The organism is Streptomyces sp. NBC_01233 (assembly GCF_035989305.1).
Classification (GTDB): domain Bacteria; phylum Actinomycetota; class Actinomycetes; order Streptomycetales; family Streptomycetaceae; genus Streptomyces.
Genome location: NZ_CP108514.1, coordinates 4,438,035 through 4,461,349, shown reverse-complemented (window position 1 = coordinate 4,461,349; position 23,315 = coordinate 4,438,035). Strand labels below are relative to the sequence as shown.

The following is a 23,315-nucleotide window of genomic DNA, read 5'->3' as shown; positions in this document are numbered from 1 at the left end:
GTCGGAGCATGCCAACCGACACCTCTCCCGGGGCCCTTCCGGCACGGGCGCCCCTCGCGCCCGTGCCGGGTGAGCCCGTCCTCGACGTGGTGATCCCGGTCTTCAACGAGGAGAAGGACCTCGGCCCGTGCGTACGCCGGCTGCACGAGCACCTCACCCGGACCTTCCCCTATCCCTTCCGGATCACCGTCGCCGACAACGCGAGCACCGACCGCACCCCCGAGGTCGCGGCCGGGCTCGCCGCCGCACTGGACGGCGTACGCAGCACCCGGCTGGAGGAGAAGGGCCGGGGCAGGGCGCTGCGCACCGTCTGGTCCGACTCCGAAGCCCCCGTCCTCGCCTACATGGACGTGGACCTCTCCACCGACCTCAACGCCCTGCTGCCGCTGGTCGCACCGCTGATCTCCGGTCACTCCGACCTGGCGATCGGCACCCGGCTGGCGCGTTCCTCACGGGTGGTGCGGGGAGCCAAGCGGGAGTTCGTCTCCCGGGCCTACAACCTCCTGCTGCGGTCCTCGCTCGCCGCCCGGTTCAGCGATGCCCAGTGCGGTTTCAAGGCCATCCGGCGCGAGGTCGCCGAGCGGCTGCTGCCGCTGGTGGAGGACACGGGCTGGTTCTTCGACACCGAACTGCTCGTGCTCGCCGAGCGGGCCGGGCTGCGGATCCACGAGGTGCCGGTGGACTGGGTGGACGACCCCGACTCCACCGTCCACATCGTCAGGACCGCCACCGAGGACCTGAAGGGGGTCTGGCGCGTGGGCCGGGCGCTGGCCGTCGGAGCGCTCCCGCTGGACCGGCTCGCCCGCCCCTTCGGCGACGATCCGCGCGACCGCACCGCGCTGCCCGGAGTGGACGGCGGACTGGCCCGCCAGCTCCTCGGCTTCTGCGCCGTCGGAGCCCTGTCCACCCTGCTCTACCTGCTGCTGTACTCCGCCTTCCGCGGCGGTACCGGCCCGCAGACGGCCAACGGCGCGGCCCTGCTGCTCTCCGCCGTCGCGAACACCGCGGCCAACCGCCGACTCACCTTCGGCGTCCGCGGCCGGGACCGGGCCGTGCGCCACCAGGCCCAGGGGCTGGTGGTCTTCGGCATCGGGCTGGCCCTGACGAGCGGTTCGCTCGCAGCCCTCGGAGCGGCCACCGCCGATCCCGCGCACGGCACCGAACTGGCCGTCCTGATCACCGCCAACCTCGCCGCCACCGTGCTGCGGTTCCTGCTCTTCCGCGCCTGGGTCTTCCCCGACCGGCGCGACACTCCCGCGAAGGACGACATTCGATGACCACCGCGGCAACTCCGCTCTTCCCGGCCCCCGAGGCCCGGGCCCGTACCGGCCGCCGTGCCGCCGACCGGCCCCGCTGGGAACGGCCCGCGCTCGCCGGGCTGCTGATCGCCACCGCCGCCCTGCTGCTGTGGGACCTGGGCTCCTCCGGCTACGCCAACTCCTTCTACTCCGCCGCCGTGCAGGCGGGCAGCGAGAGCTGGAAGGCCTTCTTCTTCGGCTCCTCCGACGCTGGGAACTCCATCACCGTCGACAAGCCCCCGGCCGCCCTGTGGCCGATGATGCTGTCGGTCCGCCTGTTCGGGCTCGGCTCCTGGCAGATCCTCGTCCCGCAGGCGCTGATGGGCGTCGGCACGACGGCCGTGCTCTACGCCGCCGTACGCCGCCAGTTCGGGCCCGGGGCGGCGCTGCTGAGCGGTGCGGCCTTCGCGCTCACGCCCGTCGCCGCGCTGATGTTCCGCTTCAACAATCCCGACGCGCTGCTGACGCTGCTGCTGACCGTCACCGTGTACTGCGTGCTGCGCGCCCTCGACGGGGCCCGCACCAAGTGGCTGGTCTGGGCCGGTGTCGCCGTCGGTTTCGCCTTCCTCACCAAGACCCTGCAGGCCTTCGTCATCCTGCCGCCGCTCGCGCTGCTGTACGCGGTCTGCGCGCCGACCCGGCTGCGCAGGCGCCTGGGCCAGCTGCTGCTGGCCGGGCTCGCGATGGTGGCGGCCGGCGGCTGGTGGGTGGCGATCGTGGAGCTGTGGCCCGCGTCCTCCCGCCCGTACATCGGCGGTTCGCAGAACAACTCCTTCCTGGAGCTGACCCTGGGCTACAACGGCCTGGGCCGCATCAACGGCAACGAGACCGGCAGCGTCGGCGGCGGTGCCCGGACCGGCGGGGCCGCGGCCTACGGCCTGCCCGAGGGCGGCCCGGGCGGCAGGGCCGGGGGAGGCGGCTGGGGGGAGACCGGCTTCGACCGGCTGTTCTCGGGGAACATCGGCGGGCAGATCTCCTGGCTGCTGCCCGCGGCCCTGGTGCTGCTGGTGGCCGGGCTGGTGGTGACCTGGCGGGCCCGCCGGTCCACCGACTCGCTGGACGGCATGGCCCGGGCAGCCTTCCTGGCCTGGGGCGGCTCGCTGCTGATCACCGCGATCGTCTTCAGCTACATGCAGGGCATCTTCCACGAGTACTACACCGTGGCCCTGGCTCCGTTCGTGGCCGCGCTGATCGGCATGGGCGTCGCCGTCCTGTGGGAGGAGCGGGGCACCGCGGCCGGCGCGATCGCCCTCTCCGGCACGCTGGCCCTGACGGCCGTCTGGTCGTACGTGCTGCTGGGCCGCGCCACCGGCTATCTGCCCTGGCTGCGCTGGGCGGTGCTGGTGGGCGGGCTGCTCGCCGCGGCCGCGCTGCCCTTCGCCGCGCGGGCGGGCCGCCGGATGCTGCCGGCCGTGGCGGCGCTGGGAGTGGCCGCGGCCCTGGCCGGGCCGTTCGCGTACTGCCTGACCACCGTGAGCACCGGGCACACCGGTTCCATCGTGACCGCCGGACCGGCGGTCGCGGGCGGCCGGGGCGGCCCCGGCGGCATGGTGGGCGGCTTCCGGGGCCCCGCCGGCGAGATGCCGCAGGGCGGGCCGGGCGGCCCGGGCGGCCAGGGCACTCAGGGTGGGCAGCCGGGCGGTGGCCTGCCGGACGGCGGCCTGCCGGACGGCTCTCAGCAGGGTGGAGCTCAGCCGGGTGGCGCGCTGCCGCAAGGAGGCATGCCGCCGGGCCAGGGCGCTGCGGGCGGACGCGGCGGAATGCGCGCGGGCGGCGGGCCGGGCGGAGCGGGCGGCCTGTTGAACGGGGCCCAGGTCGGCGCCGAGGCCAAGGCGGCCCTCACCACCGACGCCGACGCGTACACCTGGGCGGCGGCCGCCATCGGCTCGCAGAACGCGGCCAGTTACCAGCTGGCCTCGGGCGCCCCCGTGATGGCGATCGGAGGATTCAACGGCAGCGACCCCTCGCCGACCCTGGAGCAGTTCAAGGCGTACGTGCGGGAAGGGAAGATCCACTGGTTCATCGGCCAGGGAAGCGCTGCCGCGGGCACCACGGGCACCATGGGCGGCCCCGGCGCCACCGAGGGCGGCGTGCGGGGCGGCGGCGGTCCGGGCGGCGGCACCGGCAGCGAAATCGAGAGCTGGGTCAAGGCCGGCTTCAAGGCGTCCACGATCGGCGGAGCCACCTTCTACGACCTGACCGCTCCGACGTCGTGATCCGGTCGGATCCGGTCCGATCGGGTCTCATCCGGCCCGATCGACAGGACACCCCCTAGCATCAAGAGGGCGGACCGGGCATTCCGGGCTGATCCACCTGTCATGAGGAGGGGGCCTGCATGGTGACCGCGGCCGATCCGGGCGGGGCCCGGACCAGTGTGTGGCTGACCGCCAGGCCCGCCGCCCCCGCCAGACGGCGCACCGAGGCACCCTCCGGGCTCGACCGGGAGCGGATCACCGCCGCGACCGTACGGCTGCTCGACGCCGAGGGGCTGGCCCGGTTCTCGATGCGGCGGCTCGCCGCCGGCCTCGGGGTCACCGCGATGTCCCTGTACTGGTACGTGGACACCAAGCATGATCTGCTCGAACTCGCCCTGGACGGCGCCCTGGGCGAGCTCGGGCTGCCGGCCGGACCGCCCGGGACCGGCGAGGCGGGCTGGCCGGGCCGGCTGCAGGCGCTGGCCCGCGGCTACCGGCGGGTGCTGGCGGACCATCCGTGGGTGGCCCCGCTCACCGCCGCCTACCCGAACATCGGCCCGCACGCGCGGGCCTTCGACGCCGCCCTCCAGCGGCTGCTGGACGCCGCCGGTCTGGCGGACGCCGCCCGGACCGGCGCTCACCTGGCCGTGTCGCAGTTCCTGCAGGGCTGCGGGGGCGCGGTCCGGCGGGCGCCCGAGGGCGACTTCTGCCTCGCTCTCGACGTCCTGATCGCGGGCATCGAGGCCAAGGCCAAGGCCAAAGCCACGGCCAGGGCCTGAGCCCAAGACGCAGGGCCCGAGCCCCAGGCCCGAGGCCGCGACCCGGGCCCCGCCGCCGCCGGGTCCCGGAGTGGCTCAGGCCTTGACCACGGCCTCGGCGGAGGCCGCCGGCTCGGGTGCGGCCGCCGGGGCGTGTGCCGCCGGCTTCGACTTCAGCGCCACCTCCCTGATGAACACCACCAGCACCAGGCCGAGGAGCGCGAACGGAGCGGCGTAGAGGAAGACGTCGCCGACGCCGTGCCCGTACGCGGACTCGATGACCTCGCGGACCGGCGCGGGCAGCTTGTCGAGGTCGGGGATCCCGCCCCCGGCGGTGCCGCTGCCCAGGGCCGCGGCCTTCGGCCCGAGTGCGGCCAGCCCGTCCTGGACGTAGTGGGTGACCCGGTTGGCCATGACCGCGCCGAGTGCGGAGACGCCCATGGCGCCGCCGAGGGAGCGGAAGAAGGTGACGACCGAGCTGGCCGCGCCCAGGTCCTCGGGGGCCACCTGGTTCTGGGTGGCGAGGACCAGGTTCTGCATCATCATGCCGAGACCGAGGCCGGTCAGCGCCATGTAGAGCGCGATGTGCCAGTACGGGGTGTCGTAGCGCAGGGTGCCCAGCAGGCCCAGACCGGCGGTCAGCAGCACGCCGCCGGAGACGAGCCAGGCCTTCCACTTACCGGTCTTGGTGATCACCTGACCGGAAACGGTGGAGGAGACGAAGAGCCCGGCGATCATCGGAATCGTGAGGATTCCGGACATCGTGGGGGACTCGCCACGGGCCAACTGGAAGAACTGGCTGAAAAACACGGTCCCCGAGAACATCGCGATGCCCACGAACAGCGAGGCCGCCGAGGCCAGGCTGATCGTCTTGTTGCGGAAGAGCCGCAGCGGGATGATCGGGTCGCTCGCGCGGGACTCGACGAGGACGAAGAGCAGGCCGAGCAGGACCGTGCCGCCCGTCATGGCCCAGGTCTGCCAGGAGATCCACTCGTAGGAGTCGCCGGCCTGCGTGACCCAGATCAGCAGCAGCGAGACGGCACCGCTGATCAGGAAGGCGCCCAGCCAGTCGACCTTGACGTCGCGGCGGACGACCGGGAGGTGCAGGGTCCGCTGGAGCACGATCAGGGCGATGATCGCGAACGGCACGCCGACGTAGAAGCACCAGCGCCAGCCCAGCCACTCGGTGTCGGTGATGACGCCGCCCAGCAGCGGGCCGCCGACGGTGGCGACGGCGAAGACCGCGCCGAGGTAGCCGCTGTACCGGCCGCGCTCGCGCGGGGAGATCATCGCGGCCATGACGATCTGGGCGAGGGCCGACAGGCCGCCGACGCCTATGCCCTGGACCACGCGGCAGGCGATCAGCGTGCCGGTGTTCTGGGACAGGCCCGCGACCACGGAACCGAGGACGTAGATCACGAGGGAGACCTGGACCAGCAGCTTCTTGCTGAAGAGGTCGGACAGCTTGCCCCACAGCGGGGTGGCCGCCGTCATCGACAGCAGGGCGGCGGTGACCACCCAGGTGTACGAGGACTGGGTGCCGCCGAGGTCGCTGATGATCTGGGGCAGGGCGTTGGAGACGATCGTGGAGGACAGGATCGCCACGAACATGCCGAGCATCAGCCCGGACAGCGCCTTCATGATCTGCGGGTGGGTCATGGTCACGGCCGCGGAAGTGGATGCTCCCGCGGCCGCGGAGGTGGGTGTGTTGTCGGTCGTCGTCTCCGACGGGGCCATGTCTTTCCTTCGTCTAGAAGCTCGATCGGAGTCGGGCCAGCAGGGTGTTGAGCACGTCGATGTCCTGGGCGGACCAGCCGTGGAGTGCTCTCTCCAGTGCGGCCGTGTAGCGGGCGCCCAGCTGGGCGAGCAGCGCCCGGCCGGCCGGGGTGAGCCGCAGGATCCGGCAGCGTCCGTCGCCCGGGTCGGTCTCGCGCTCGATCCAGCCGCGGTCGGCGACGTGCGTGACGTGCCGGCTGGTCACCGAGATGTCCACGGCCATGAACTCGGCCAGCCGGCTCAGCCGCATCTCTCCGTGCCGGTCGAGCACGGTGAGGACGGCGGCTGCGCCGGGCGGGCAGTCCGGGGGCAGGCTGCGGGCGAGCTCGCGCTTGACCGCGCCGATTCCGGTGAGCTGGCGGGCCAGCTCCTCGTGCGGAGTGGGCGGAGCGGCCGGAGCCGGCGGAGTCGGCGGAGCGGTCATCGTCACCGGGTTCCTCCATCTTGTTGCTTTAGGCAACCATAGAAGCGAATGGTTGCTACAGGCAAACGAATCTGGGGGGTGGGGCGGTAAAGGAATCGGAAAACCGGCTAGGGTCCTGCTCCATGGCTGAGAACCACAACTCACAGGTCCCCGAGGGCAACTACGACCCCGCGGGCAGCACGCAGATGTTCCGGGCCTTCGTCGAGGAGGCCGCACCAGCCCGCCCGGCGGGACCCGGCTCCCGCCAGCAGCGCCGCGCCGCGGAGCAGGAGCGGTCCGGGTCCTCGGGCTCGACCGCCAAGGTGGCGCTGATCATCGCGCTCGTCCTCATGATCGGCGCGGCCGCCTGGGTGGTCCTGCACTGACGGACCCGGCGGGGGCCGGACGCGCCGGCCTCAGCTCCAGGTGGCGGTGACGCTCCGGGTGTCCACGTGCATGCCCAGCGGCACCCGCCAGGCCTCCACGCACACGGTGTAGGTCTGCGTCTTCGAGGCTCCGCCCGCGAGGGGCGTCGGCAGCGGCTGGGCCGTGGTGATCGTGGCCCAGTCGATGCCGAGGGCGCCGATGATGTGCGTCGCGAAGCTGACCGTGCCCGCACGGGCCGCCGTCGTGCCCGTGTTGGTGAAGGTCACCGTGACCCGCTCGCACCAGCGGTCGGCCGCGGCCGCCCTCGTCGGCGTGGACAGCGTCAGCTTCGCCGGGGTCGCGGGCGGGGCCGGGGGTGTGGTGCCGGGCTTGGTGGACGGGGAGCCCGGGCTCGCGGGTGAGCCCGACGGCGTGCCGGGAGCGTTCGGCGTGCCCGCTGCCGGTGTGGTCTGCCCGGGGCCGGCCGGGGTGCCGGGGGTGCCCGCGGAGCCGCCGGGGGCGGTGGCCGTGGCTCCGCCCGGAGTGGAGCCGCCCGGGGGCCGGGATCCCGGAGCGTCGGCCGACGTACCGGACGACGCGGAGGAGCCGCCCGCCGCGGACGGGCCGCCGAGCTGCTGGAACTCCACCTGACCCTGGGGCGCCACGTTCTCCCCCGCGCCCCGTTCGGGGCCCGGGGCCGCGGCGCCCACGGCGACGTAGCCGTCCCGTGCCGGCCCGCCGCAGCCGGTGAGGCCGGCGGCCGCCGTGCAGCACAGGACGAGGAGGGTGGTGGCCGCCCGCGATCCCTTTCGCATCGCGCCAGTTTTCCTGACGGATCGTCAATTGGGAAGCGGGCGGAGCCCGGTCACTCTCCGATGAGGCCTACGCGCAGCTGCGCGAGGGTGCGGGTCAGCAGCCGGGAGACGTGCATCTGGGAGATGCCGACCTCCTCGCCGATCTGCGACTGCGTCATGTTCGCGAAGAAGCGCAGCATGATGATCTGCCGTTCCCTGGGCGGGAGTTTGGCGAGCAGCGGCTTCAAGGACTCGCGGTACTCGACGCCTTCGAGCGCGGTGTCCTCGTAGCCGAGGCGGTCCGCGAGCGAGCCCTCGCCGCCCTCGTCCTCAGGAGAGGGCGAGTCGAGCGAGGAGGCGGTGTAGGCGTTGCCGACGGCGAGACCGTCGACCACGTCCTCCTCCGAGACCCCTAGCACCGCGGCGAGCTCCGGCACGGTCGGCGAGCGGTCCAGCTTCTGGGCGAGCTCGTCGCTGGCCTTGGTCAGCGCCAGGCGCAGCTCCTGGAGCCGGCGCGGGACGCGGACGGACCAGGAGGTGTCCCTAAAGAATCGTTTGATCTCGCCCACGACGGTCGGCATCGCGAACGTCGGGAACTCCACGCCGCGTTCGCAGTCGAAGCGGTCGATCGCCTTGATCAGGCCGATGGTGCCGACCTGGACGATGTCCTCCATCGGCTCGTTGCGGCTGCGGAACCGGGCCGCGGCGTACCGCACGAGGGGCAGGTTCAGCTCGATCAGGGTGTCGCGTACGTACGCCCGTTCGGGGCTGTCCGCGTCCAGGGCGGCGAGTCGCTGGAAGAGGGAGCGGGAGAGGGTGCGGGTGTCGATGGCTTCCGAGCGGTCGGACACTGCCGACGGCGTCACACTCTTGACGAGCGTGAGCACCTTGGAGCTGCCCTGGTCTACGGACATGCCACCCCCTTGAGGTCGCGGACGGTCGCGTACGGCGCGCCCGTCGGAGGAACGCAGCCTCCACCTGAATACCGGAGGCGGGGCTGCGGCAAACGCGGTTCAAGCAGAATGTCACATGTCGGCAACACGCTGTAGCGCCAAGTCGACATATATCTCCAGCGACAGGAGCGGCCGGAGGGCGATCAGCCCGATCTGTCGGGAAACATGCGGATGATCTCCACTCGTTACGGTTACGCCTCGATCCTGTTTGCGGATCTCAGTCGGGCGAAGCTCCGGGCGAGCAGCCGCGAGACGTGCATCTGGGAGACCCCGAGCTCGGCACTGATCTGCGACTGCGTCAGGTTGTTGTAGTACCGCAGGAGCAGGATCCGCTGTTCGCGCTCGGGCAGTTGTACGAGGAGGTGGCGGACCAGGTCGCGGTGCTCGACCCCGGCCAGCTCCGGGTCCTCGTAGCCGAGGCGGTCCAGCAGCCCGGGCATGCCGTCGCCCTCCTGGGCGGCCTCCAGCGAGGTCGCGTGGTAGCTGCGCCCGGCCTCGATGCAGGACAGCACCTCGTCCTCGGTGATGCGCAGCCGTTCGGCGATCTCCGGGGTGGTCGGGGTGCGCCCGTGGAGCGTCGTGAGGTCCTCGGTGGCGGCGTTGACCTGGACCCACAGCTCGTGGAGGCGGCGCGGTACGTGGACGGTGCGGACGTTGTCGCGGAAGTATCGTTTGATCTCGCCCACGACGGTCGGCATCGCGAAGGTCGGGAACTGCACGCCGCGGTCCGGGTCGAACCGGTCGATGGCGTTGATCAGGCCGATGGTGCCGACCTGGACCACGTCCTCCATCGGCTCGTTGCGGCTGCGGAAGCGAGCGGCCGCGTACCGGACGAGCGGGAGGTTGGCCTCGATGAGGGCCCCGCGCACCCGGGTGTGTTCGGTTGTGCCCGGCTCCAGGCCCTTCAGCTGGCCGAAGAGGACCTGGGTGAGGGCCCGGGTGTCCGCGCCCCGGCTCGGGGGTCTCGGCGGGGCCGGAGGCTCCTCGGGCGGCTCCGGGCGGGGCTCCTGAAGGGGCTCCGGGCGGGATTCCGGGCGGGATTCCGGAAGGGACTCCTGGCGCGGGTCCTGACGGGACTCCTGACGGCACTCCTGGTGGGGCTCTTGGCGGGGCTCTTGCTGGGTCGGCACCTGGGGGTCCTGTCGGGGTGGCACCTGAGGCGCAGTACTGGCCGGCACGGTCACGCCACCCCTTCAGTCAACTCATCCGTCAAAAGCGGTCATAGCATCACAAGAGATGTGCACTGTGTGCAAGCACCGTATAACGCCGTGTTGAGGGCAAGTTGGGCATATCAGGGCAATATGCCCAGTGATGGGTATGCAAAAAGCCCCCCACCCGTCGGAGTGGGGGGCCGGAATTCCGGGAACCGCTTCAGCGTACGGGGTCAGCGCACCAGTTCGGTCATGAACTCGCCGATGCCGGATGCGGCATCCGATATCCCCTGGAAGCCTATTTCCACCATCTCGGCCGCCCTCTTCGGCTGGGTGATGATCACGAAGAGGACGAACACGGTGAGGGCACCCGTGATGAGTTTCCTGGTGTCCACGAGCGGGCGGCCTCCCCAACCGGTCCTTGCAAGTCGGGTGAGTCTAACCGGTCAAGATTGGACACTGACGTGTCCTTTAAGGACCAATGGCCCGGTGCTCCGGGTCCTTTGCCGCTGGGTCCGGGGTTGCGGCGGGCGCAGGATTGGTGTGAGCCCACCGGTTCTGGCAGGAAATCGGTGGGCGAGGGACAGGACCTCACTGCGGGGTCCGGGCCGCGAGCTTCCCCCTGATTGCGGCTCGGACCGGCAGGTCCGTCCTCGTCGGGGGAAGTGGCTTTGTCCCCCCGACGCCACTTCCCCCGTCCCACACGTCGAAGGCCCCGACCCCGGTCGGGGCCTTCTTCGCGTCGTCCCGCGCCGTTCGGTGCGTACGGGGGTCGTACGGGGGCTGTACGGGGCTATTGAAGGCCGCCGGCCAGGCCCAGCACGGGCTCCACGGGGGCGATCACGGGGGACAGCTGGTCCGGCAGCTCCATGAGGGCGTTGAGCTGGTTGGCGCCCTCGCTGAGCTTCGACCCGATCTCCTGGACGGAAGCGGGCTGGGCCCCCGCCGGCATCCCGGGTGCGGCCGACGGCAGGTCCGGGAGGGTGAGGGGGGCGATCGGGGCGGCCGAGGCGGCGGGTGCGGCGAGGCCCGCGGCGGCCCCCGCGAGGGCGATGGCGGCGAGCATGCGCTGGGTCTTGGTCATGCCGTGACAACGGCCGAAGGGTCCGGCGGTCACGCGGCTGTCCGCCGGACGGGAGTGCCACGAACGCCGAGAGCCCCGACCCTTGCGGGGCGGGGCTCTCGATCAGAGCGGTAGCGGTGGGATTTGAACCCACGGATAGCTTGCACCATCACACGCTTTCGAGGCGTGCTCCTTCGGCCGCTCGGACACGCTACCGAGAGAGAGTTTAGCCCAAGGTGGCCCGTGCGCCGAAATCCGTATCCGCGAGCCCGCCGTCACAGCTCACGGAAGAAGTCCGTCAGCTGTCGGGCGCACTCCTCGGCGAGGACGCCTCGGACCACTTCGGGGCGGTGGTTGAGCCGGCGGTCCCGTACGAGGTCCCACAGGGACCCGGCCGCGCCCGCCTTTTCGTCGTCCGCGCCGTAGACGACCCGGGCGACGCGCGACTGCACGAGCGCGCCCGCGCACATCACGCACGGCTCCAGGGTCACCACGAGGGTGCACCCCGGAAGCCGCCATTCCCCGAGCGCGGCGGCCGCCCGGCGCAGCGCCACCACTTCGGCGTGCGCCGTGGGGTCGCCGGTCGCCTCGCGTTCGTTGTACCCGGTGGCGAGGATTCCCCCGTCCGGGCCCAGCACGACGGCGCCGACCGGCACATCGCCGGCCGGCACCGCCCGGGCGGCCTCCTGGAGCGCCAGGCGCATGGAGTCCCGCCACGGGTCCCGTACGGGATCGGTGGTGCTCGTGTCGTGCATGCGGATCACTAGCGGACGGCCTCCAGGACCTCGGTGGCGCCGAGGGAGTCGGCGATCTCCGAGAGGGCGTCCCCGTCCAGGGTCATCAGTTGTTTGTTGGTCACCCCGAGGTCGTCCAGCAGCCGGGGATCGCCGAGCGGACCGGCAGGCACCGGCTCCGCGCCGGTCCCGCCCGCCCCGTCCTCGTCGGCGTCCTCGTCCGTGTAGGCGGCGATGGCATCCTCCTCGCCGTCCTCGGTGCCGTCCAGGTCCAGCTCGTCGAGTTCGTCGTCCTCCTCGTCGCTGCCCAGCAGCTCTTTGGTCAGCATCGAGCCGTAGGAGCTGCGGGCGGCCGCGGCGGCGTTCGATACGAAGTACCGCGGGTCCTCCTCGCCGTCCACGCGGACGACGCCGAACCAGGCGTCCTCCTCCTCGATGAGGGCGACCACCGTGTCGTCGTCGACAGCGGCGGAACGGGCGAGATCGATCAGATCACTGAGGGACTCGACGTCGTCGAGTTCCATGTCGCTCGCTTCCCACCCGTCTTCGGTGCGCGCGAGCAGTGCGGCGAAATACACCGTGACTCTCCCACTGGTCTTAGGCGTGCCGGTTGGAGGTCCCCCCGGCCGGAGGTTGGGGCGGAACGGCCGTGTGCTCGCCGCCCGTGCCCCGCCCAATCGGCATCGTGGCAGAAACAGCGGCTTTGCGAGAGGTCTTCGGCGCTTGCGTCGTGCCGTGCCGTGCCCCTGCGGGGGGCTCGGGGGGTTGTGGGGCCGGGGTGGTGGGGCCGTGGCGGGGGGTGCGCGGCGGGTGGTACGGCTTGGCCGTGTCGCGGCGTGCCGGGCCTGCGGCCGCCTTCCCGGGGCTCCCGCCCCGGACCCCGCGCCTCGAACGCCGGCGGGGCCGGATCGGGGCGGCCGGGCGTGGACGGGGCGGTCGGGTCTCGGTTACCAGCGGAAGGTGCGCATGCGCATTTGTTGGCGCATGCGGGCTGCGCGGGCGCGGCGGGGCTGGACTCGGTCGCGCAGGGCGCGGGCCTCCATGAGGTCGCGCAGGAACTGCGCGCGGCGTGCTCGGCGCTGCGCCGCCGTCTCCGGCGCGTCGTCGCTCGGCTGCGTGTCGGGCATCGGCCACCACCCTGGGCTGGTCGGTCGTCCCCCCTGCACCCACCTTGCCCCGGAGGGGCCGTTTGATGCCACCCCGCTGCGAGGTCAGACACCCCATGTCGTTTGGTGTCAAGCGGCATGGGGGTGGGTGTGGTGGGACCAAGCGGTCGCTTCGTCGTAGCGGGTGCGGGTTTTGAGGCAGCCGTGGAGGATGCCGACGAGCCGGTTCCCGAGCTGGCGGAGGGCGGGGTTGTAGCCGGCCTCACGGGCGCGTTGCTTGTCGTAGTAGCCGCGGGCGCCGGGTGAGGACCGCAGAGCGGAGAACGCCTGGGTCTGAAGCGCGTCGGCGAGCCGGTTGTTGCGGACGTAGCGGGCCTGGACGGTGTGGCTCTTGCCGGAGGCCCTGGTGATGGGGCTCGTGCCGGCGTAGTTCTTGCGGGCCTTCGCGGACGTGTATCGGGTGGGGTCGTCTCCGAACTCGGCGAGCACCCGGGCGCCGACGATCTCACCGATGCCGGGCATCGAGAGGTAGATCTCAGCGTCCGGGTGCGCCAGAAAATGTGCCCTCACCTGCTCTTCCATCACGGCGATCTGCTCGTTCAACGCGATGATCAGACGGGCGTGAGCGGTGGCGGCGGCCGCGTAGGCGGCGGTGACCGGCTCGGGCAGGCCGAGCTGCCGCTCACGCAGCGCGCTCTGGACGGTGGCCGCTTTCGCGTCCCGGTTGTGGCGGCGGTGGCGGGTCAGGACGGCGGTGATCTGGGTGCGGGTCAGCTTCGCCGCCGTGGCCGGGGTGGGTGCCTTGATCAGCAGTTCCAGCGCGTCGGTGCTGGTCAGGGTCAGGTCCGAGTAGGCGTTCAGGGCGGCGGGGAAGTACTCGCGCAGTGTGGTGCGCAGCCGCTGGAAGGTGCGGGTGCGTTCCCAGATGAGGGTCTGGTGGGCGCGGGCGACGACCTTGACGGCCTGGGCCGCCTCGCTGTCGCCGGCCACCGGCCGCAGCTGGGCCCGGTCGATGCGGACCATGTCGGCGAGCGCGTGCGCGTCGCCCTTGTCGCTCTTGGCTCCGGAGGAGCCATACCGTTCCTTGAAGCGGTTGACCTGCCGGGGGTTGACCGCGAACACCTGGTAGCCGGAGGCGATCAGGGCCTGCACCCAAGAGCCGCGGTCGGTCTCGATTGCGACCACGACGCCGGCCGGGTCCAGGTCCTCACCGCCGTGGCGGGCGACGAGTTCGTGCAGTTTCGCGATGCCCGCCACTCCTTCGGGCAGGTTCGCGGCGGCCAGTTTCCGGCCGGTCTCGTCCTGGACCTCGACATCATGGTGGTCCTCGGCCCAGTCATCACCGATCAGCAGCAACAGACCCTCCCCGGTCACGTACTTCACCCAGCGGTGCAGCCTGCGGAAGGCACGGCACGCGGCCTAATGGATCCAGTGCTCACGCCCCGTGGGGCGGGCACGCCACCCCATCAGCGGTCTGGCCTCCCGGCCGACCAGCAAGGGCACGGTCTGACCTCAGAGCTCGAAGGCTCCGGCGTCGAAAGTGCTCACCAGCTGGCGGCTACGGAACCGAGCATTCCCCGGTTCCGTAGCTCCCATTAGGCGTCGTCCTTGAGGGTCGGGACCACTGCTACCGGGCCCTGCGCGTGCTGCAGCACCGCATGCGCCACCGAGCCCATGAAGAGCGACCTGGGGCGGCGCCTCGGGTGGTGGCGGCCGACCACGACCAGCGCCGCCGACGCGGAGGCGGTGACCAGCCGGCCCGCCGCGTCGCCGGGGACCGCGGCCTGCTCGACCCGGACGTCCGGGTAGCGGGGGCGGAACGGCGCCAGCCGGTCCGTCTGGGACCGCAGCATCTCCCGCTCGGCCGGCACGGCGTCCCCGTCGTCCGCCAGCCCCTCCGGCGGGATCACCTCGAAGGGGGCGTCGATGATCAGGTTCGGCGCGGGCGGGACGGCGTACGCGGAGACCACCTGGACGGTGGTCCCCCGCGCGGCGGCCTCCGCGAAGGCGAAGGTCACCACGTCGTCGGGCGTCTCGGCGGCGTGCAGCCCGAGCACCACCCGCCCGGCGGACTCCTGCGCGGCCTCCGAGGCCCCGGCGGTGCGCTCCGCGTGCGGGACCACCACCACCGGGCAGGGCGCCGTGGCCGCCACGGCCCGGCTGTTGGAGCCGAGCAGGAGGGTGGCGAAGCCGCCGCGGCCCCGGGAGCCCATCACCAGCATCAAAGCCTCCGCCCCGATCACCCGCAGCGCCTCGGGGACGGAGCCTTCCAGCGCCTCGTACTGGACCCCCTCGGGCAGCTCGGAGCCGCCGCCGAGCAGGGCCCGAACCCAGTCCTTCACGGGGTCGGCGAACTCCTTCGGCTGCGAGGCGTCGTGCAGCGCCGACCGGCGGCCCGCATACAACTGGGCGTGGTCGGGCAGAACATGGGCGATCATCAGCCCGGTACCGTGCCGGACGGCTGCGGCCCTCGCCCACTCCAGGGCCCTGAGGCTGTGTTCGGATCCGTCGACGGCTGCGATCACCGGTGTGTTGCTCATCCGTCCAGCGTGCTGGGCGTCCGGGCGGGTCGCATCCGCAGGCCGCTGCGGGCGTGGCCGCCGCTCCGGACGCGAACGGGCCGCGCCACCGCGTAGCCTTTTGGGTGCAGGTCGCGTCGTGCGGCCGTTTTTGCTGGTCGCAGGCTGAGTTTTGGAGGATGTTGTGCGTTTGCAGGTCGTCGATCACCCCTTGGTGGCGCACAAACTCACCACCCTGCGCGACAAGCGCACCGACTCCGCCACCTTCCGGCGGCTCGCCGACGAGCTGGTCACCCTGCTCGCGTACGAGGCCACCCGCGACGTGCGCACCGAGCAGGCCGACATCGAGACGCCGGTCGCCCCGACCACCGGCGTGAAGCTCTCCCACCCGCGCCCGCTGGTCGTGCCGATCCTGCGCGCCGGCCTCGGCATGCTCGACGGCATGGTGCGGCTGCTGCCGACCGCCGAGGTGGGCTTCCTGGGCATGGTCCGCAACGAGGAGACCCTGGAGGCCTCCACGTACGCGACGCGCATGCCGGAGGACCTCTCCGGACGGCAGGTCTACGTCGTCGACCCGATGCTCGCCACCGGCGGCACGCTCGTCGCGGCGATCCAGGAGCTGATCAAGCGCGGCGCCGACGACGTCACGGCCGTGGTGCTGCTCGCGGCGCCCGAGGGCGTCGAGATCATGGAGCGCGAGCTGGCGGGCACGCCGGTGACCGTGGTGACGGCCGCCGTGGACGAGCGGCTCAACGAGCACGGCTACATCGTGCCGGGCCTGGGCGACGCGGGCGACCGGATGTACGGCTCGGCCGAATAGGCCGCCCCGGCGGCCGGCCGCCACCGCGCTTCAGCGGTGGAGCGGCGGGCCGGTACGCCGGTACGCGGTTCAGGCGTTCAGCACTTGGCGGGCGCGGGCACGGGGTTGGCCAGGACGGCCAGCGCCTTGTCCGCGTCCTCCTTCGTGCTCAGCTCCTTGAAGGCGTCGCCCAGGATCAGGTCGATGTCCGCGCCCTCGCGGGTATCGGTCTGCTGGGTGGTGCCGGCGAGCTGAGTGCCCAGGACGGAGAAGGCGGCCTTGTCCGTCGTGGGGGAGCCGAGCAGTATCCCGGTGCCGGGGACCTTCTTGTCGAAGTCGGCCGGGGCGTTGCCGACGTGGCCGATGACGAAGCCGCGTTTGGCCAGTTCGTCGCCGACGGCCTTCGCCAGGCCCGCGCGCGGGGTCGCGTTGTAGACGTTGACCGTGATCTCGCCGGGCGGCGGGAGCACGATCGCGGGTTTCGCGGCGGCCGAGGCGGTGGAGGCGGCGGCGGGGCCGCCCTTGGCCGCGTTCTCGGGAGGCGTCGTCGGGCAGTCCTTGGCACCCGCAGCCGTGTTCCGCTTGGGGCTGTCCCCGCGGAACACGTCGATGAGCTGCAGTGCCCCGTAGCCGACCAGGGCAAGCGCGAGGACCGAGCCGAGGATGGCGAGGACGATCCGAGGACGGCTCCGCTTACGGCTCATACGGGGGTAGGCGGCTCCCGTGACGCGGTACTTTCCGCCCATGCCGGGGGGAGTGAGCATGCTCATGGGCGCAGCGTAGTGCGGCCCGGGGGCGATGCCTACTAAATGATCTGCTGATAGGTCAATGGCGACCCGAAAGGCGCAATCTACGCGAACGCGTCAGTCCATCTCGAGGACTCGGGCGTGCAGCACCTGACGCTGCTGCAGGGCGGCGCGCACGGCGCGGTGCAGCCCGTCCTCCAGGTAGAGGTCGCCCCGCCACTTCACGACGTGGGCGAACAGGTCGCCGTAGAAGGTGGAGTCCTCGGCGAGCAGCGTTTCGAGGTCCAGCTGTCCCTTGGTCGTCACGAGCTGGTCGAGCCGGACCGGGCGCGGCGCGACGTCCGCCCACTGCCGGGTGGTTTCCCTGCCGTGGTCGGGGTACGGCCGCCCGCTTCCGATGCGCTTGAAGATCACACGGAAAGCCTACCGGGCCCGTGCCTGCGGGCGCAGCCTCGAAGTGGTGGTGTAAAAGCGGCGAACAGCGCTATTTGGGGAGCGATCCATGAGCGAGAGCACCGACCCCGCCGTCCCGGCGGACCAGACGGGCCCGGCCGAGAAGATCGCCGCCGGGTACGCGTTCACCGGACCCGCGCTCGATCTCGGGGCCCTGCTCCGGGACGGCGGCTGCCTGCCCGACCGCCAGATCCGCATCCCGCTGTCGATGCTCAACCGCCACGGACTGGTCGCCGGGGCCACCGGTACCGGCAAGACCAAGACGCTCCAGCTCATCGCCGGGCAGGCCGCCGCGGAGGCGCGGGCGGAGACCGCAGCGGCCGCCGCCGAGGCCGAGAAACAGGCCGAGCAAGCGGAGAAGGAGGCCGCGCGGGCCGCGCGCAGCGCCCCGAAGCCGGATCCCTCACTGGCCGGGCAGGTGGTGGGGAGCGGGCTGTTCCGCTCGCTGGCCCGGTCGATCGGGACGCAACTGGGCCGGGAGATCTCGCGCTCCATTTTCGGTACGGCGCGCAAGCGCAGGTGACGCGGTGACAGACTCGGGTGCATGCGGACCGAACTCACCGACACCACGTCCAGCAAGGTCAACCGGGCCCTGCTCGATGCCCGCCGGGCCATAGGCAGCCCGACCATGGGGTTGGTGCTGACCCTTGTCATCGTCACCGACGAGGAAAACGCCTACGACGCCGTACGCGCGGCCTCCGAGGCCTCGCGCGAACACCCCTGCCGCATCATCGCGGTGATCAGGCGGACCTCGCGCGGCCCGCTCAAGCTCCGAGCGAACCGGGTCGACGCCGAGCTGCGGGTCGGCTCGGACGCCGGGACCGGCGAGATCGTGCTGCTGCGCCTGCACGGGGCGCTGACCGAGCACGCCGGCTCGGTCGTCCTGCCGCTGCTCCTGCCGGACGCGCCCGTGGTGGCCTGGTGGCCGGCCGACGCCCCCGTCGACCTGGCGGGTGACGCGCTGGGCGCGCTCGCGCAGCGCCGGATCACGGACGCGGCGGCCGCCTTCGACACCGTCGGCGTGCTCGACGAGCGGGCCGCCGGCTACCAGCCCGGCGACACCGACCTGGCCTGGACCCGCCTCACCCCGTGGCGGTCCCTGCTGGCCGCCGCCCTGGACCAGAAGCCGCTTCCGGTGACCGCCGCGGCGGTGGAGAGCGAGCCCGACAACGTGAGCGCGGAACTGCTGGCGCGCTGGCTGGAGGACCGGCTGGGGGTGCCGGTGTCCCGGCTGGCGAGCGACGGCCCAGTGATCACCAGGGTCAGTCTGCAGACCACGGGCGGGGAGATCCGGGTGGACCGGCCCGCGGGCGTGCTGGCCACCTTGAGCCTGCCGGGGAGCCCGGACCGCAAGGTGGCCCTGAAGATCCGCAGCGGCGCCGAACTGATCGCGGAGGAACTGCGCCGCCTCGATGCGGACGTGGTCTACGGCTCCGCGCTGCGGCGGCGGCCACTCCAGACGGGGCTCTCCGCGTAGTGGTTGTCGTAGGTCGCCGAGCTGTCCTTGATGTCCTGCACGGTGGCCTCGCCCGCGTTGACCCGGCCGAGGAGCCGGTAGTAGTCGAAGCGGGCCATGCCGGGGGTGAAGCCGACGAAGACGCTGGCGGTGTGGCCGGCGGCGGGGGCGAAGGCGTGCTTGACGCCCGGCGGGACCGCGATGAAGTCGCCGGTGCCCAGGGTGTGGATCTCGTCGCCGACGAGGACGTCGAGCTGTCCGGCGGTGACGTGGAAGAACTCGGTCGCCTTGGTGTGGAAGTGCACCGGAGCTCCCGCCGCGCCCTCCTCGAAGGTGGCGGTGTTGCAGGTGAGTTCGGCGGTGTCGGTGAGCAGGGTGATGAGGCTGCCGGGGGCGTCGTAGATGGCTTCGGCAGTGGCGGCGCGGGTCGCGATCTCTGTCATGTCCCCCAATCTACGGTCCCGTTGGACCGGTTGCGGCAGTGAATTGGATCTCTTCCGCTGGTCGGTGCACTGCTCGGCCCGCCCGTCGACCTGCCGGTCGATCCGCTGGTCAGGAGCTTGACGGGCAGATCGACCGGCAGCCGGATCAGGACCCGCCGGCGGCCTTCGCGGCCTTGGCGGCAGCTTTCATCTCCTGCTTGTGCGCCCGCACTTTGGCCAGCGACTCCGGGCCTGTGATGTCGGCCGCCGAACGGTAGACGTTCGCCGGGCCGTACCCGCCCGCGGCCTCCCGCCACCCCGTCGGCCGTACCCCGAACCGCTTGCCCAGCAGGGCGAGGAAGACTTGCGCCTTCTGCTCCCCGAAGCCCGGCAGCGCCTTGAGCCGCTTCAGCAGTTCCCGGCCCGTTGCGGCATCGGCCCAGACCGCCTCGGCGTTCCCGCCGTAGTGCTCCACCAGGTACGTGCACAGCTGCTGGATCCGCGTCGCCATCGACCCCGGATACCGGTGCACGGCGGGCTTCTCGGAGAGCAGGGCGGCGAAGGCCTCCGGGTCGTACGCGGCGATGGCGTGGGCGTCCAGATCGTCGGCGCCCATCCGCTGGGCGATCGTCCAGGGCCCCGAGAACGCCCACTCCATCGGTACCTGCTGGTCCAGCAGCATCCCGACGAGCGCGGCGAGCGGGCTCCGGCCGAGCAGCGCGTCGGCCTCCGGCTGCTGCGCCAGCCGGATGGTGATGTCCTTGTCCATGGCACCAGCGTCCCGCGTGGCCGCGTTCCCCGCGCGGTCGGCACACCGCGCGCCTAGCGTGAGTACGAGACGACGGGTACGAGACGACGGGTACGAGCGAGGAGTCGATCGATCATGCTTGAGTTCTCCGAGGGCGCGCCGTGCTGGGTGGACGCGATGTTCACCGATGTGGAAGGTGCCAAGACCTTCTACGGCGACGTGCTGGGCTGGACCTTCGGTGAAGCCAGCAGCGAGTACGGCAACTACACGCAGGCCTATTCCGACGGCAAGGCCGTGGCGGCCGTCGTGCCGCCGATGCCGGGGCTCGACGCCCCCTCCCAGTGGTGTCTGTACTTCGCCTCTCCCGACGCGGCGGCCACGGCCGGGAAGATCACCTCGGCCGGCGGCGAGGTGCTGATGGGCCCGATGCAGGTGGGCACCTTCGGCACGATGCTGATCGCGAAGGAGCCGAGCGGCGCCGTTTTCGGCGTCTGGCAGCCGGGCGACCACAAGGGCTTCGAGAAGATGGGCGAGGCCGGCTCGTACGCCTGGGCGGAGGTCTTCACCCGGGAACCGGCCAAGCCGGACGCGTTCCTCCCGCAGGTCTTCCCGTACGGCGTCCAGCAGATGGACCCGGGCGACGACCCCGAGACGGCGGACATGGACTTCAAGGTCTTCAGCGTCGGCGGCGGTGGGAACCCGGTGCTCGGCCGGATGAAGATGGACGACGACTTCCCGGCGGACCTTCCGCCGTACATCCAGATCTACTTCGGGGTCCCGAACTGCGACGAGGCGGTCGAGAAGACGAAGAAGCACGGCGGAAAGCTGCACTTCGGCCCGATGGACAGCCCGTTCGGCCGCTTCGCGGCGGTCACCGACCCGCAGGGCGCCGCCTTCGCGGTGATCGACATGTCGACGACGTTCGGGGAGATGCCCTCCTTCGGCTGAGCCGAACACGCGTGGGCGCGGAGGCGGGTCGCGGATGGCGCGGCCCGCCGGTCCGCGCCGCCGCACGACCCGGCAAACCTCGCTCCCTATACGTACGTTCGAGCGGTGCGGGGGCGGAACTCATGAGACGTGGGACGGTCGTGGCGGCGGCGCGATGCGGGCCGGCGATGCTGGCGGCGGCCTCGTGCACGCTGCCCCCGGCGCCGCCGTTGTCGCCGAAGGCACTGCCCTCACCCGTGTCTTCGCCGATGCTCTCGCCCTCACCGGTGCCGTCGTCGCCCGTGCCCCCCCCGCCATGACGCCCGTGATCGCCGCAGGCGAGGAAGGTCTGACGCCGGAGGCCGGGATCAAGCCGGAGATCCGCGCGGCCCCGTGCCAAGGGCTGCCGCTCGAACACCGCCCCGTCCCGTGTGGGGACCCGACGACCCGGGGAACGCAGAAGGCCCCGGCCGGTTTCCCGGTCGGGGCCTTCAAGTGCCCGGTGAGGCACTGGCGGAGGATACGAGATTGAACTCGTGAGGGGTTGCCCCCAACACGCTTTCCAAATGTTCGTCCGGGGGTCCGGGGGTCCGGGTGGGGTCGGGGGCGTCCTGACCTGCGGCGGAACGGTTAGCGGAGGGGCCTCCGGACGCGGCTGAACGCTGGTGAATGCAACCGGAACTGCAACCATGGTCCGCCCGACTGGCCGTTGCCGCCTCCCTTTCGTGCCCACATTCAGGGCCTCGTTGTCTCAAGGATCTGCTTGACTCGTTCGGGTGTATCGGACCGTGTGGGGGAGCGCGTGATGCCGCTGGAGTTCGGGTTGTGGCGGGTGGACGACCGGCCGGTGCGGGTCGCTACGCGGACGATGCCTATGGAGTCGAGGCTGGAGGAGCTCATAGAGGCCGATCCGGAAATATTGGGGAGGCCGCTCCTGCTGATCGGTCGGCAGGTGCAGACGGACCACGGCAAGTACGTCGACTTGCTCGGCATGGACTCCGAGGGGGGCCTGCATGTTCTGGAGCTCAAACGGGACCGCACTCCGCGGGAGGTAGTTGCACAGGTTCTCGACTACGGCTCGTGGGTCCAGGAGCTCGCCAACGAGCAAGTGCGCGAGATCTACACGAGGTACGCCCGGAGCCGCGGGCTGGTGGAGGAGCTGGACGAGGCATTCGCGCTGCGATTCGGCGGCAGCCCGCCGGAGGTGCTGAACAGCAGCCACACCCTCACAGTGGTCGCGAGTGAGATCGACGCGGCGACCGAGCGGATCGTCACCTACCTGGCGTCCGGCTACCGGGTTCCCGTCAACGTGCTGTTCTTCCGTTACTTCGAGGACGAGGGTCGCTCCTATCTGGCGCGCACCTGGCTGATGGACGAGGCCGAGGCAGTGGCGCCGGTGGCGGGAACGAAGGGACGTGGGAAGCAGGAGCCATGGAACGGCACGGACTGGTACGTCTCCTTCGGTGATGAGCCCGGCGGGCGGAGCTGGGATGACGCGCTTCAGTACGGCTTCGTGTCGGCCGGCGGCGGGGACTGGTTCTCCCGAACGCTCCGTTCCCTGCCCTCAGGGGCGCGGGTATTCACCCACATTCCCAAGGTGGGGTACGTGGGTGTGGGCACGGTCTCCGGCGAGCCCAAGCCCTTCCAAGACGCCGTACTCACCGTTGCCGGCGAGAGTCGACGGATGGCCGACCTTTCACTCAAAGGAAGCTACCGACCGCACGGCGGTGCGGCAGAGGAGACTGACAGGGAGGATCGTCGCGAATGGGTCGTTCCGGTTGACTGGGAGCAGGCCGTGCCACGCGAGAAGGCGTTGTGGCGGACAGGCTTCTTCGCCAACCAGAACACCGCCTGCAAGCTCCGCGCCCACTTCACGATCGACGAGGTCTCCCGGCACTTCGGCATAGGTTGACGGCGATGTGAGCCGATGAGGTGCGTGAAACGGAGCGCGGCGAGGGGTTTGCTCCGACGCTGCTCATAGGTGTGAGCAGGGCAGGATAAGTACTCTACGTACTTGACGTACTTATCGCGTAGGAGCACTCTGGTCCTCTGGAGCCCCAACGGAGGTCGCCATGTCCGCAGTGCACTACGAGAACTACACCGAAGCGCGTACGCACCTGAAAGAGCTCCTCGACGCCGCGGGCGAGGGGCGGGTCGCGACCGTGCGTCGAGCGGCCGGGTGCGCTGCGGTCGTGGATGTTGAACGACTTCGCCGGTACCTGTCCTCGGTATGCCCATCCAAGGCTGAGGTCGTTGCGGAAGCGGACGGGTGGGCGATCTTCATCCCAGGGCTCCCTGTCGCGGCCGATGCATCCAGCTTCGACGGGGCCGTGAACGAGATGGTCGACGCTCTGCGGGAGTATGCCGACGACTGGCAGGAGCGGCTGCGGTTGGCCCCCAATCACCAGGACAACTGGGGCCTGGTGCAGCTGATTGCCTTGAGCGACGACCGTCAGCTGGCTGACTGGCTGGTGGGAGCGCAGCGGTGAGTCGACCGCAGCCAGACCGTGAGCGGCATGACCGGTTCTGTGTCGTCGAGGGGTGGGAGCGAGTGCGGGACGCTCGTGGGCGTACAGGTACGCATCACGTCACCTACGAGCTGACCCTGCACGACGGACGCATCCTGCGGACCCGCATCTCACACCCGG

The 23,315-nt window shown here is 71.4% G+C and carries 26 protein-coding genes and 1 tRNA gene; 10 read left to right on the top strand and 17 right to left on the bottom strand.

The genetic code is table 11. The features are described from left to right. Positions 1 to 8 precede the first annotated feature (8 nt). The 3 genes from OG332_RS21000 (at position 9) to OG332_RS20990 (ending at position 4,272) form a co-directional block, all read left to right on the top strand. On the top strand, positions 9 to 1,277 hold the full coding sequence (locus tag OG332_RS21000; protein ID WP_327414912.1) for a bifunctional glycosyltransferase family 2/GtrA family protein: 1,269 nt from the start codon (positions 9 to 11) through the stop codon (positions 1,275 to 1,277). Then, positions 1,274 to 3,514, top strand: a complete 2,241-nt coding sequence (locus OG332_RS20995) for a glycosyltransferase family 39 protein (RefSeq protein ID WP_327414911.1) — start codon at positions 1,274 to 1,276, stop codon at positions 3,512 to 3,514. The genes OG332_RS21000 and OG332_RS20995 overlap by 4 nt, the downstream gene beginning before the upstream one ends. Before the next feature lie 119 nt (positions 3,515 to 3,633). Continuing rightward, the gene (locus OG332_RS20990; protein WP_327414910.1) at positions 3,634 to 4,272 is read left to right on the top strand and encodes a TetR/AcrR family transcriptional regulator; all 639 of its coding nucleotides are present in this window, start codon (positions 3,634 to 3,636) and stop codon (positions 4,270 to 4,272) included. A gap of 75 nt (positions 4,273 to 4,347) precedes the next feature. Here the strand turns inward: OG332_RS20990 and OG332_RS20985 are convergent, their stop codons facing one another. Both OG332_RS20985 and OG332_RS20980 read right to left on the bottom strand, forming a co-directional pair. Next, on the bottom strand, positions 4,348 to 5,910 hold the full coding sequence (locus OG332_RS20985; RefSeq protein WP_327419321.1) for an MDR family MFS transporter: 1,563 nt from the start codon (positions 5,908 to 5,910) through the stop codon (positions 4,348 to 4,350). Between the two features lie 91 nt (positions 5,911 to 6,001). Then, complete coding sequence (locus tag OG332_RS20980; RefSeq protein WP_327419320.1) at positions 6,002 to 6,451, bottom strand: MarR family winged helix-turn-helix transcriptional regulator; 450 nt, start codon at positions 6,449 to 6,451, stop codon at positions 6,002 to 6,004. Between the two features lie 122 nt (positions 6,452 to 6,573). Between OG332_RS20980 and OG332_RS20975 the strand changes: the two genes are divergently transcribed. Next, a complete protein-coding gene (locus OG332_RS20975; RefSeq protein WP_327414909.1) occupies positions 6,574 to 6,816 on the top strand; it encodes a hypothetical protein in 243 nt (80 codons plus the stop codon). Between the two features lie 30 nt (positions 6,817 to 6,846). On the opposite strand, the gene OG332_RS20970 is transcribed toward OG332_RS20975, so the two are convergent. The 11 genes from OG332_RS20970 to OG332_RS20920 form a co-directional block, all read right to left on the bottom strand. Continuing rightward, positions 6,847 to 7,611 (bottom strand): hypothetical protein, encoded by a 765-nt coding sequence (locus OG332_RS20970; RefSeq protein WP_327414908.1) that lies wholly within the window; start codon positions 7,609 to 7,611, stop codon positions 6,847 to 6,849. Positions 7,612 to 7,661: 50 nt separating this feature from the next. Further along, on the bottom strand, positions 7,662 to 8,504 hold the full coding sequence (locus OG332_RS20965; protein ID WP_327414907.1) for an RNA polymerase sigma factor SigF: 843 nt from the start codon (positions 8,502 to 8,504) through the stop codon (positions 7,662 to 7,664). Between the two features lie 230 nt (positions 8,505 to 8,734). Next, complete coding sequence (locus OG332_RS20960; RefSeq protein ID WP_327414906.1) at positions 8,735 to 9,673, bottom strand: RNA polymerase sigma factor SigF; 939 nt, start codon at positions 9,671 to 9,673, stop codon at positions 8,735 to 8,737. 254 nt (positions 9,674 to 9,927) lie between these two features. Next, positions 9,928 to 10,089, bottom strand: a complete 162-nt coding sequence (locus tag OG332_RS20955; protein ID WP_199808029.1) for a hypothetical protein — start codon at positions 10,087 to 10,089, stop codon at positions 9,928 to 9,930. 398 nt (positions 10,090 to 10,487) lie between these two features. After that, entirely contained in the window at positions 10,488 to 10,778 is a 291-nt protein-coding gene (locus OG332_RS20950) for a hypothetical protein (RefSeq protein WP_327414905.1), read from the bottom strand. A gap of 108 nt (positions 10,779 to 10,886) precedes the next feature. Next, positions 10,887 to 10,973: transfer RNA gene (locus OG332_RS20945), tRNA-Ser, on the bottom strand. A 59-nt stretch (positions 10,974 to 11,032) separates the two neighbouring features. Continuing rightward, a complete protein-coding gene (tadA, locus tag OG332_RS20940) occupies positions 11,033 to 11,512 on the bottom strand; it encodes a tRNA adenosine(34) deaminase TadA (RefSeq protein WP_327414904.1) in 480 nt (159 codons plus the stop codon). A gap of 8 nt (positions 11,513 to 11,520) precedes the next feature. After that, a complete protein-coding gene (locus tag OG332_RS20935; RefSeq protein WP_327414903.1) occupies positions 11,521 to 12,069 on the bottom strand; it encodes a tRNA adenosine deaminase-associated protein in 549 nt (182 codons plus the stop codon). A 369-nt stretch (positions 12,070 to 12,438) separates the two neighbouring features. Further along, complete coding sequence (locus OG332_RS20930; protein WP_030027564.1) at positions 12,439 to 12,618, bottom strand: hypothetical protein; 180 nt, start codon at positions 12,616 to 12,618, stop codon at positions 12,439 to 12,441. A gap of 108 nt (positions 12,619 to 12,726) precedes the next feature. Beyond that, the gene (locus OG332_RS20925; protein WP_327419279.1) at positions 12,727 to 13,953 is read right to left on the bottom strand and encodes an IS110 family transposase; all 1,227 of its coding nucleotides are present in this window, start codon (positions 13,951 to 13,953) and stop codon (positions 12,727 to 12,729) included. A gap of 239 nt (positions 13,954 to 14,192) precedes the next feature. Next, positions 14,193 to 15,137: a universal stress protein gene (locus tag OG332_RS20920; protein ID WP_327414902.1), complete on the bottom strand. Its 945-nt coding sequence runs from the start codon at positions 15,135 to 15,137 to the stop codon at positions 14,193 to 14,195. Between the two features lie 163 nt (positions 15,138 to 15,300). Between OG332_RS20920 and upp the strand changes: the two genes are divergently transcribed. Beyond that, complete coding sequence (gene upp / locus OG332_RS20915; protein WP_030010426.1) at positions 15,301 to 15,936, top strand: uracil phosphoribosyltransferase; 636 nt, start codon at positions 15,301 to 15,303, stop codon at positions 15,934 to 15,936. Positions 15,937 to 16,013: 77 nt separating this feature from the next. Here the strand turns inward: upp and OG332_RS20910 are convergent, their stop codons facing one another. Both OG332_RS20910 and OG332_RS20905 read right to left on the bottom strand, forming a co-directional pair. Continuing rightward, positions 16,014 to 16,685: a LytR C-terminal domain-containing protein gene (locus OG332_RS20910; protein WP_327414901.1), complete on the bottom strand. Its 672-nt coding sequence runs from the start codon at positions 16,683 to 16,685 to the stop codon at positions 16,014 to 16,016. Between the two features lie 93 nt (positions 16,686 to 16,778). Further along, positions 16,779 to 17,075 (bottom strand): type II toxin-antitoxin system VapB family antitoxin, encoded by a 297-nt coding sequence (locus OG332_RS20905; RefSeq protein ID WP_030010424.1) that lies wholly within the window; start codon positions 17,073 to 17,075, stop codon positions 16,779 to 16,781. Between the two features lie 88 nt (positions 17,076 to 17,163). Between OG332_RS20905 and OG332_RS20900 the strand changes: the two genes are divergently transcribed. Together OG332_RS20900 and opcA are read left to right on the top strand one after the other, a co-directional pair. Next, positions 17,164 to 17,637: a helicase HerA-like domain-containing protein gene (locus OG332_RS20900; protein ID WP_327414900.1), complete on the top strand. Its 474-nt coding sequence runs from the start codon at positions 17,164 to 17,166 to the stop codon at positions 17,635 to 17,637. A gap of 21 nt (positions 17,638 to 17,658) precedes the next feature. Then, positions 17,659 to 18,591 carry a glucose-6-phosphate dehydrogenase assembly protein OpcA gene (opcA, locus tag OG332_RS20895; protein ID WP_327414899.1) on the top strand — a complete coding sequence of 311 codons (933 nt, stop codon included), beginning with the start codon at positions 17,659 to 17,661 and terminating at the stop codon, positions 18,589 to 18,591. Here opcA and OG332_RS20890 read toward each other — a convergent pair. Next, complete coding sequence (locus tag OG332_RS20890; protein ID WP_327414898.1) at positions 18,540 to 19,013, bottom strand: cupin domain-containing protein; 474 nt, start codon at positions 19,011 to 19,013, stop codon at positions 18,540 to 18,542. The genes opcA and OG332_RS20890 overlap by 52 nt on opposite strands. A gap of 145 nt (positions 19,014 to 19,158) precedes the next feature. After that, entirely contained in the window at positions 19,159 to 19,761 is a 603-nt protein-coding gene (locus OG332_RS20885; RefSeq protein ID WP_327414897.1) for an HhH-GPD-type base excision DNA repair protein, read from the bottom strand. Positions 19,762 to 19,875: 114 nt separating this feature from the next. On the opposite strand from OG332_RS20885, the gene OG332_RS20880 reads away from it, so the two are divergent. The 3 genes from OG332_RS20880 (at position 19,876) to OG332_RS20870 (ending at position 23,156) form a co-directional block, all read left to right on the top strand. Continuing rightward, a complete protein-coding gene (locus OG332_RS20880; RefSeq protein WP_327414896.1) occupies positions 19,876 to 20,688 on the top strand; it encodes a VOC family protein in 813 nt (270 codons plus the stop codon). Between the two features lie 784 nt (positions 20,689 to 21,472). Further along, positions 21,473 to 22,579 carry an endonuclease NucS domain-containing protein gene (locus OG332_RS20875; protein ID WP_327414895.1) on the top strand — a complete coding sequence of 369 codons (1,107 nt, stop codon included), beginning with the start codon at positions 21,473 to 21,475 and terminating at the stop codon, positions 22,577 to 22,579. A 160-nt stretch (positions 22,580 to 22,739) separates the two neighbouring features. Next, on the top strand, positions 22,740 to 23,156 hold the full coding sequence (locus OG332_RS20870; protein WP_327414894.1) for a prevent-host-death protein: 417 nt from the start codon (positions 22,740 to 22,742) through the stop codon (positions 23,154 to 23,156). Positions 23,157 to 23,315: the final 159 nt, after the last annotated feature.

Coding starts and splice junctions, on each gene's coding strand:
- OG332_RS21000 (WP_327414912.1), top strand. CDS start 9: ATGCCAACCGACACCTCTCCCGGGGCCCTTCCGGCACGGGCGCCCCTC.
- OG332_RS20995 (WP_327414911.1), top strand. CDS start 1,274: ATGACCACCGCGGCAACTCCGCTCTTCCCGGCCCCCGAGGCCCGGGCC.
- OG332_RS20990 (WP_327414910.1), top strand. CDS start 3,634: ATGGTGACCGCGGCCGATCCGGGCGGGGCCCGGACCAGTGTGTGGCTG.
- OG332_RS20985 (WP_327419321.1), bottom strand. CDS start 5,910: ATGACCCACCCGCAGATCATGAAGGCGCTGTCCGGGCTGATGCTCGGC.
- OG332_RS20980 (WP_327419320.1), bottom strand. CDS start 6,451: ATGACCGCTCCGCCGACTCCGCCGGCTCCGGCCGCTCCGCCCACTCCG.
- OG332_RS20975 (WP_327414909.1), top strand. CDS start 6,574: ATGGCTGAGAACCACAACTCACAGGTCCCCGAGGGCAACTACGACCCC.
- OG332_RS20970 (WP_327414908.1), bottom strand. CDS start 7,611: ATGCGAAAGGGATCGCGGGCGGCCACCACCCTCCTCGTCCTGTGCTGC.
- OG332_RS20965 (WP_327414907.1), bottom strand. CDS start 8,504: ATGTCCGTAGACCAGGGCAGCTCCAAGGTGCTCACGCTCGTCAAGAGT.
- OG332_RS20950 (WP_327414905.1), bottom strand. CDS start 10,778: ATGACCAAGACCCAGCGCATGCTCGCCGCCATCGCCCTCGCGGGGGCC.
- tadA (WP_327414904.1), bottom strand. CDS start 11,512: ATGCACGACACGAGCACCACCGATCCCGTACGGGACCCGTGGCGGGAC.
- OG332_RS20930 (WP_030027564.1), bottom strand. CDS start 12,618: ATGCCCGACACGCAGCCGAGCGACGACGCGCCGGAGACGGCGGCGCAG.
- OG332_RS20920 (WP_327414902.1), bottom strand. CDS start 15,137: ATGAGCAACACACCGGTGATCGCAGCCGTCGACGGATCCGAACACAGC.
- OG332_RS20910 (WP_327414901.1), bottom strand. CDS start 16,685: ATGAGCATGCTCACTCCCCCCGGCATGGGCGGAAAGTACCGCGTCACG.
- OG332_RS20900 (WP_327414900.1), top strand. CDS start 17,164: ATGAGCGAGAGCACCGACCCCGCCGTCCCGGCGGACCAGACGGGCCCG.
- opcA (WP_327414899.1), top strand. CDS start 17,659: ATGCGGACCGAACTCACCGACACCACGTCCAGCAAGGTCAACCGGGCC.
- OG332_RS20890 (WP_327414898.1), bottom strand. CDS start 19,013: ATGACAGAGATCGCGACCCGCGCCGCCACTGCCGAAGCCATCTACGAC.
- OG332_RS20885 (WP_327414897.1), bottom strand. CDS start 19,761: ATGGACAAGGACATCACCATCCGGCTGGCGCAGCAGCCGGAGGCCGAC.
- OG332_RS20880 (WP_327414896.1), top strand. CDS start 19,876: ATGCTTGAGTTCTCCGAGGGCGCGCCGTGCTGGGTGGACGCGATGTTC.
- OG332_RS20875 (WP_327414895.1), top strand. CDS start 21,473: ATGCCGCTGGAGTTCGGGTTGTGGCGGGTGGACGACCGGCCGGTGCGG.
- OG332_RS20870 (WP_327414894.1), top strand. CDS start 22,740: ATGTCCGCAGTGCACTACGAGAACTACACCGAAGCGCGTACGCACCTG.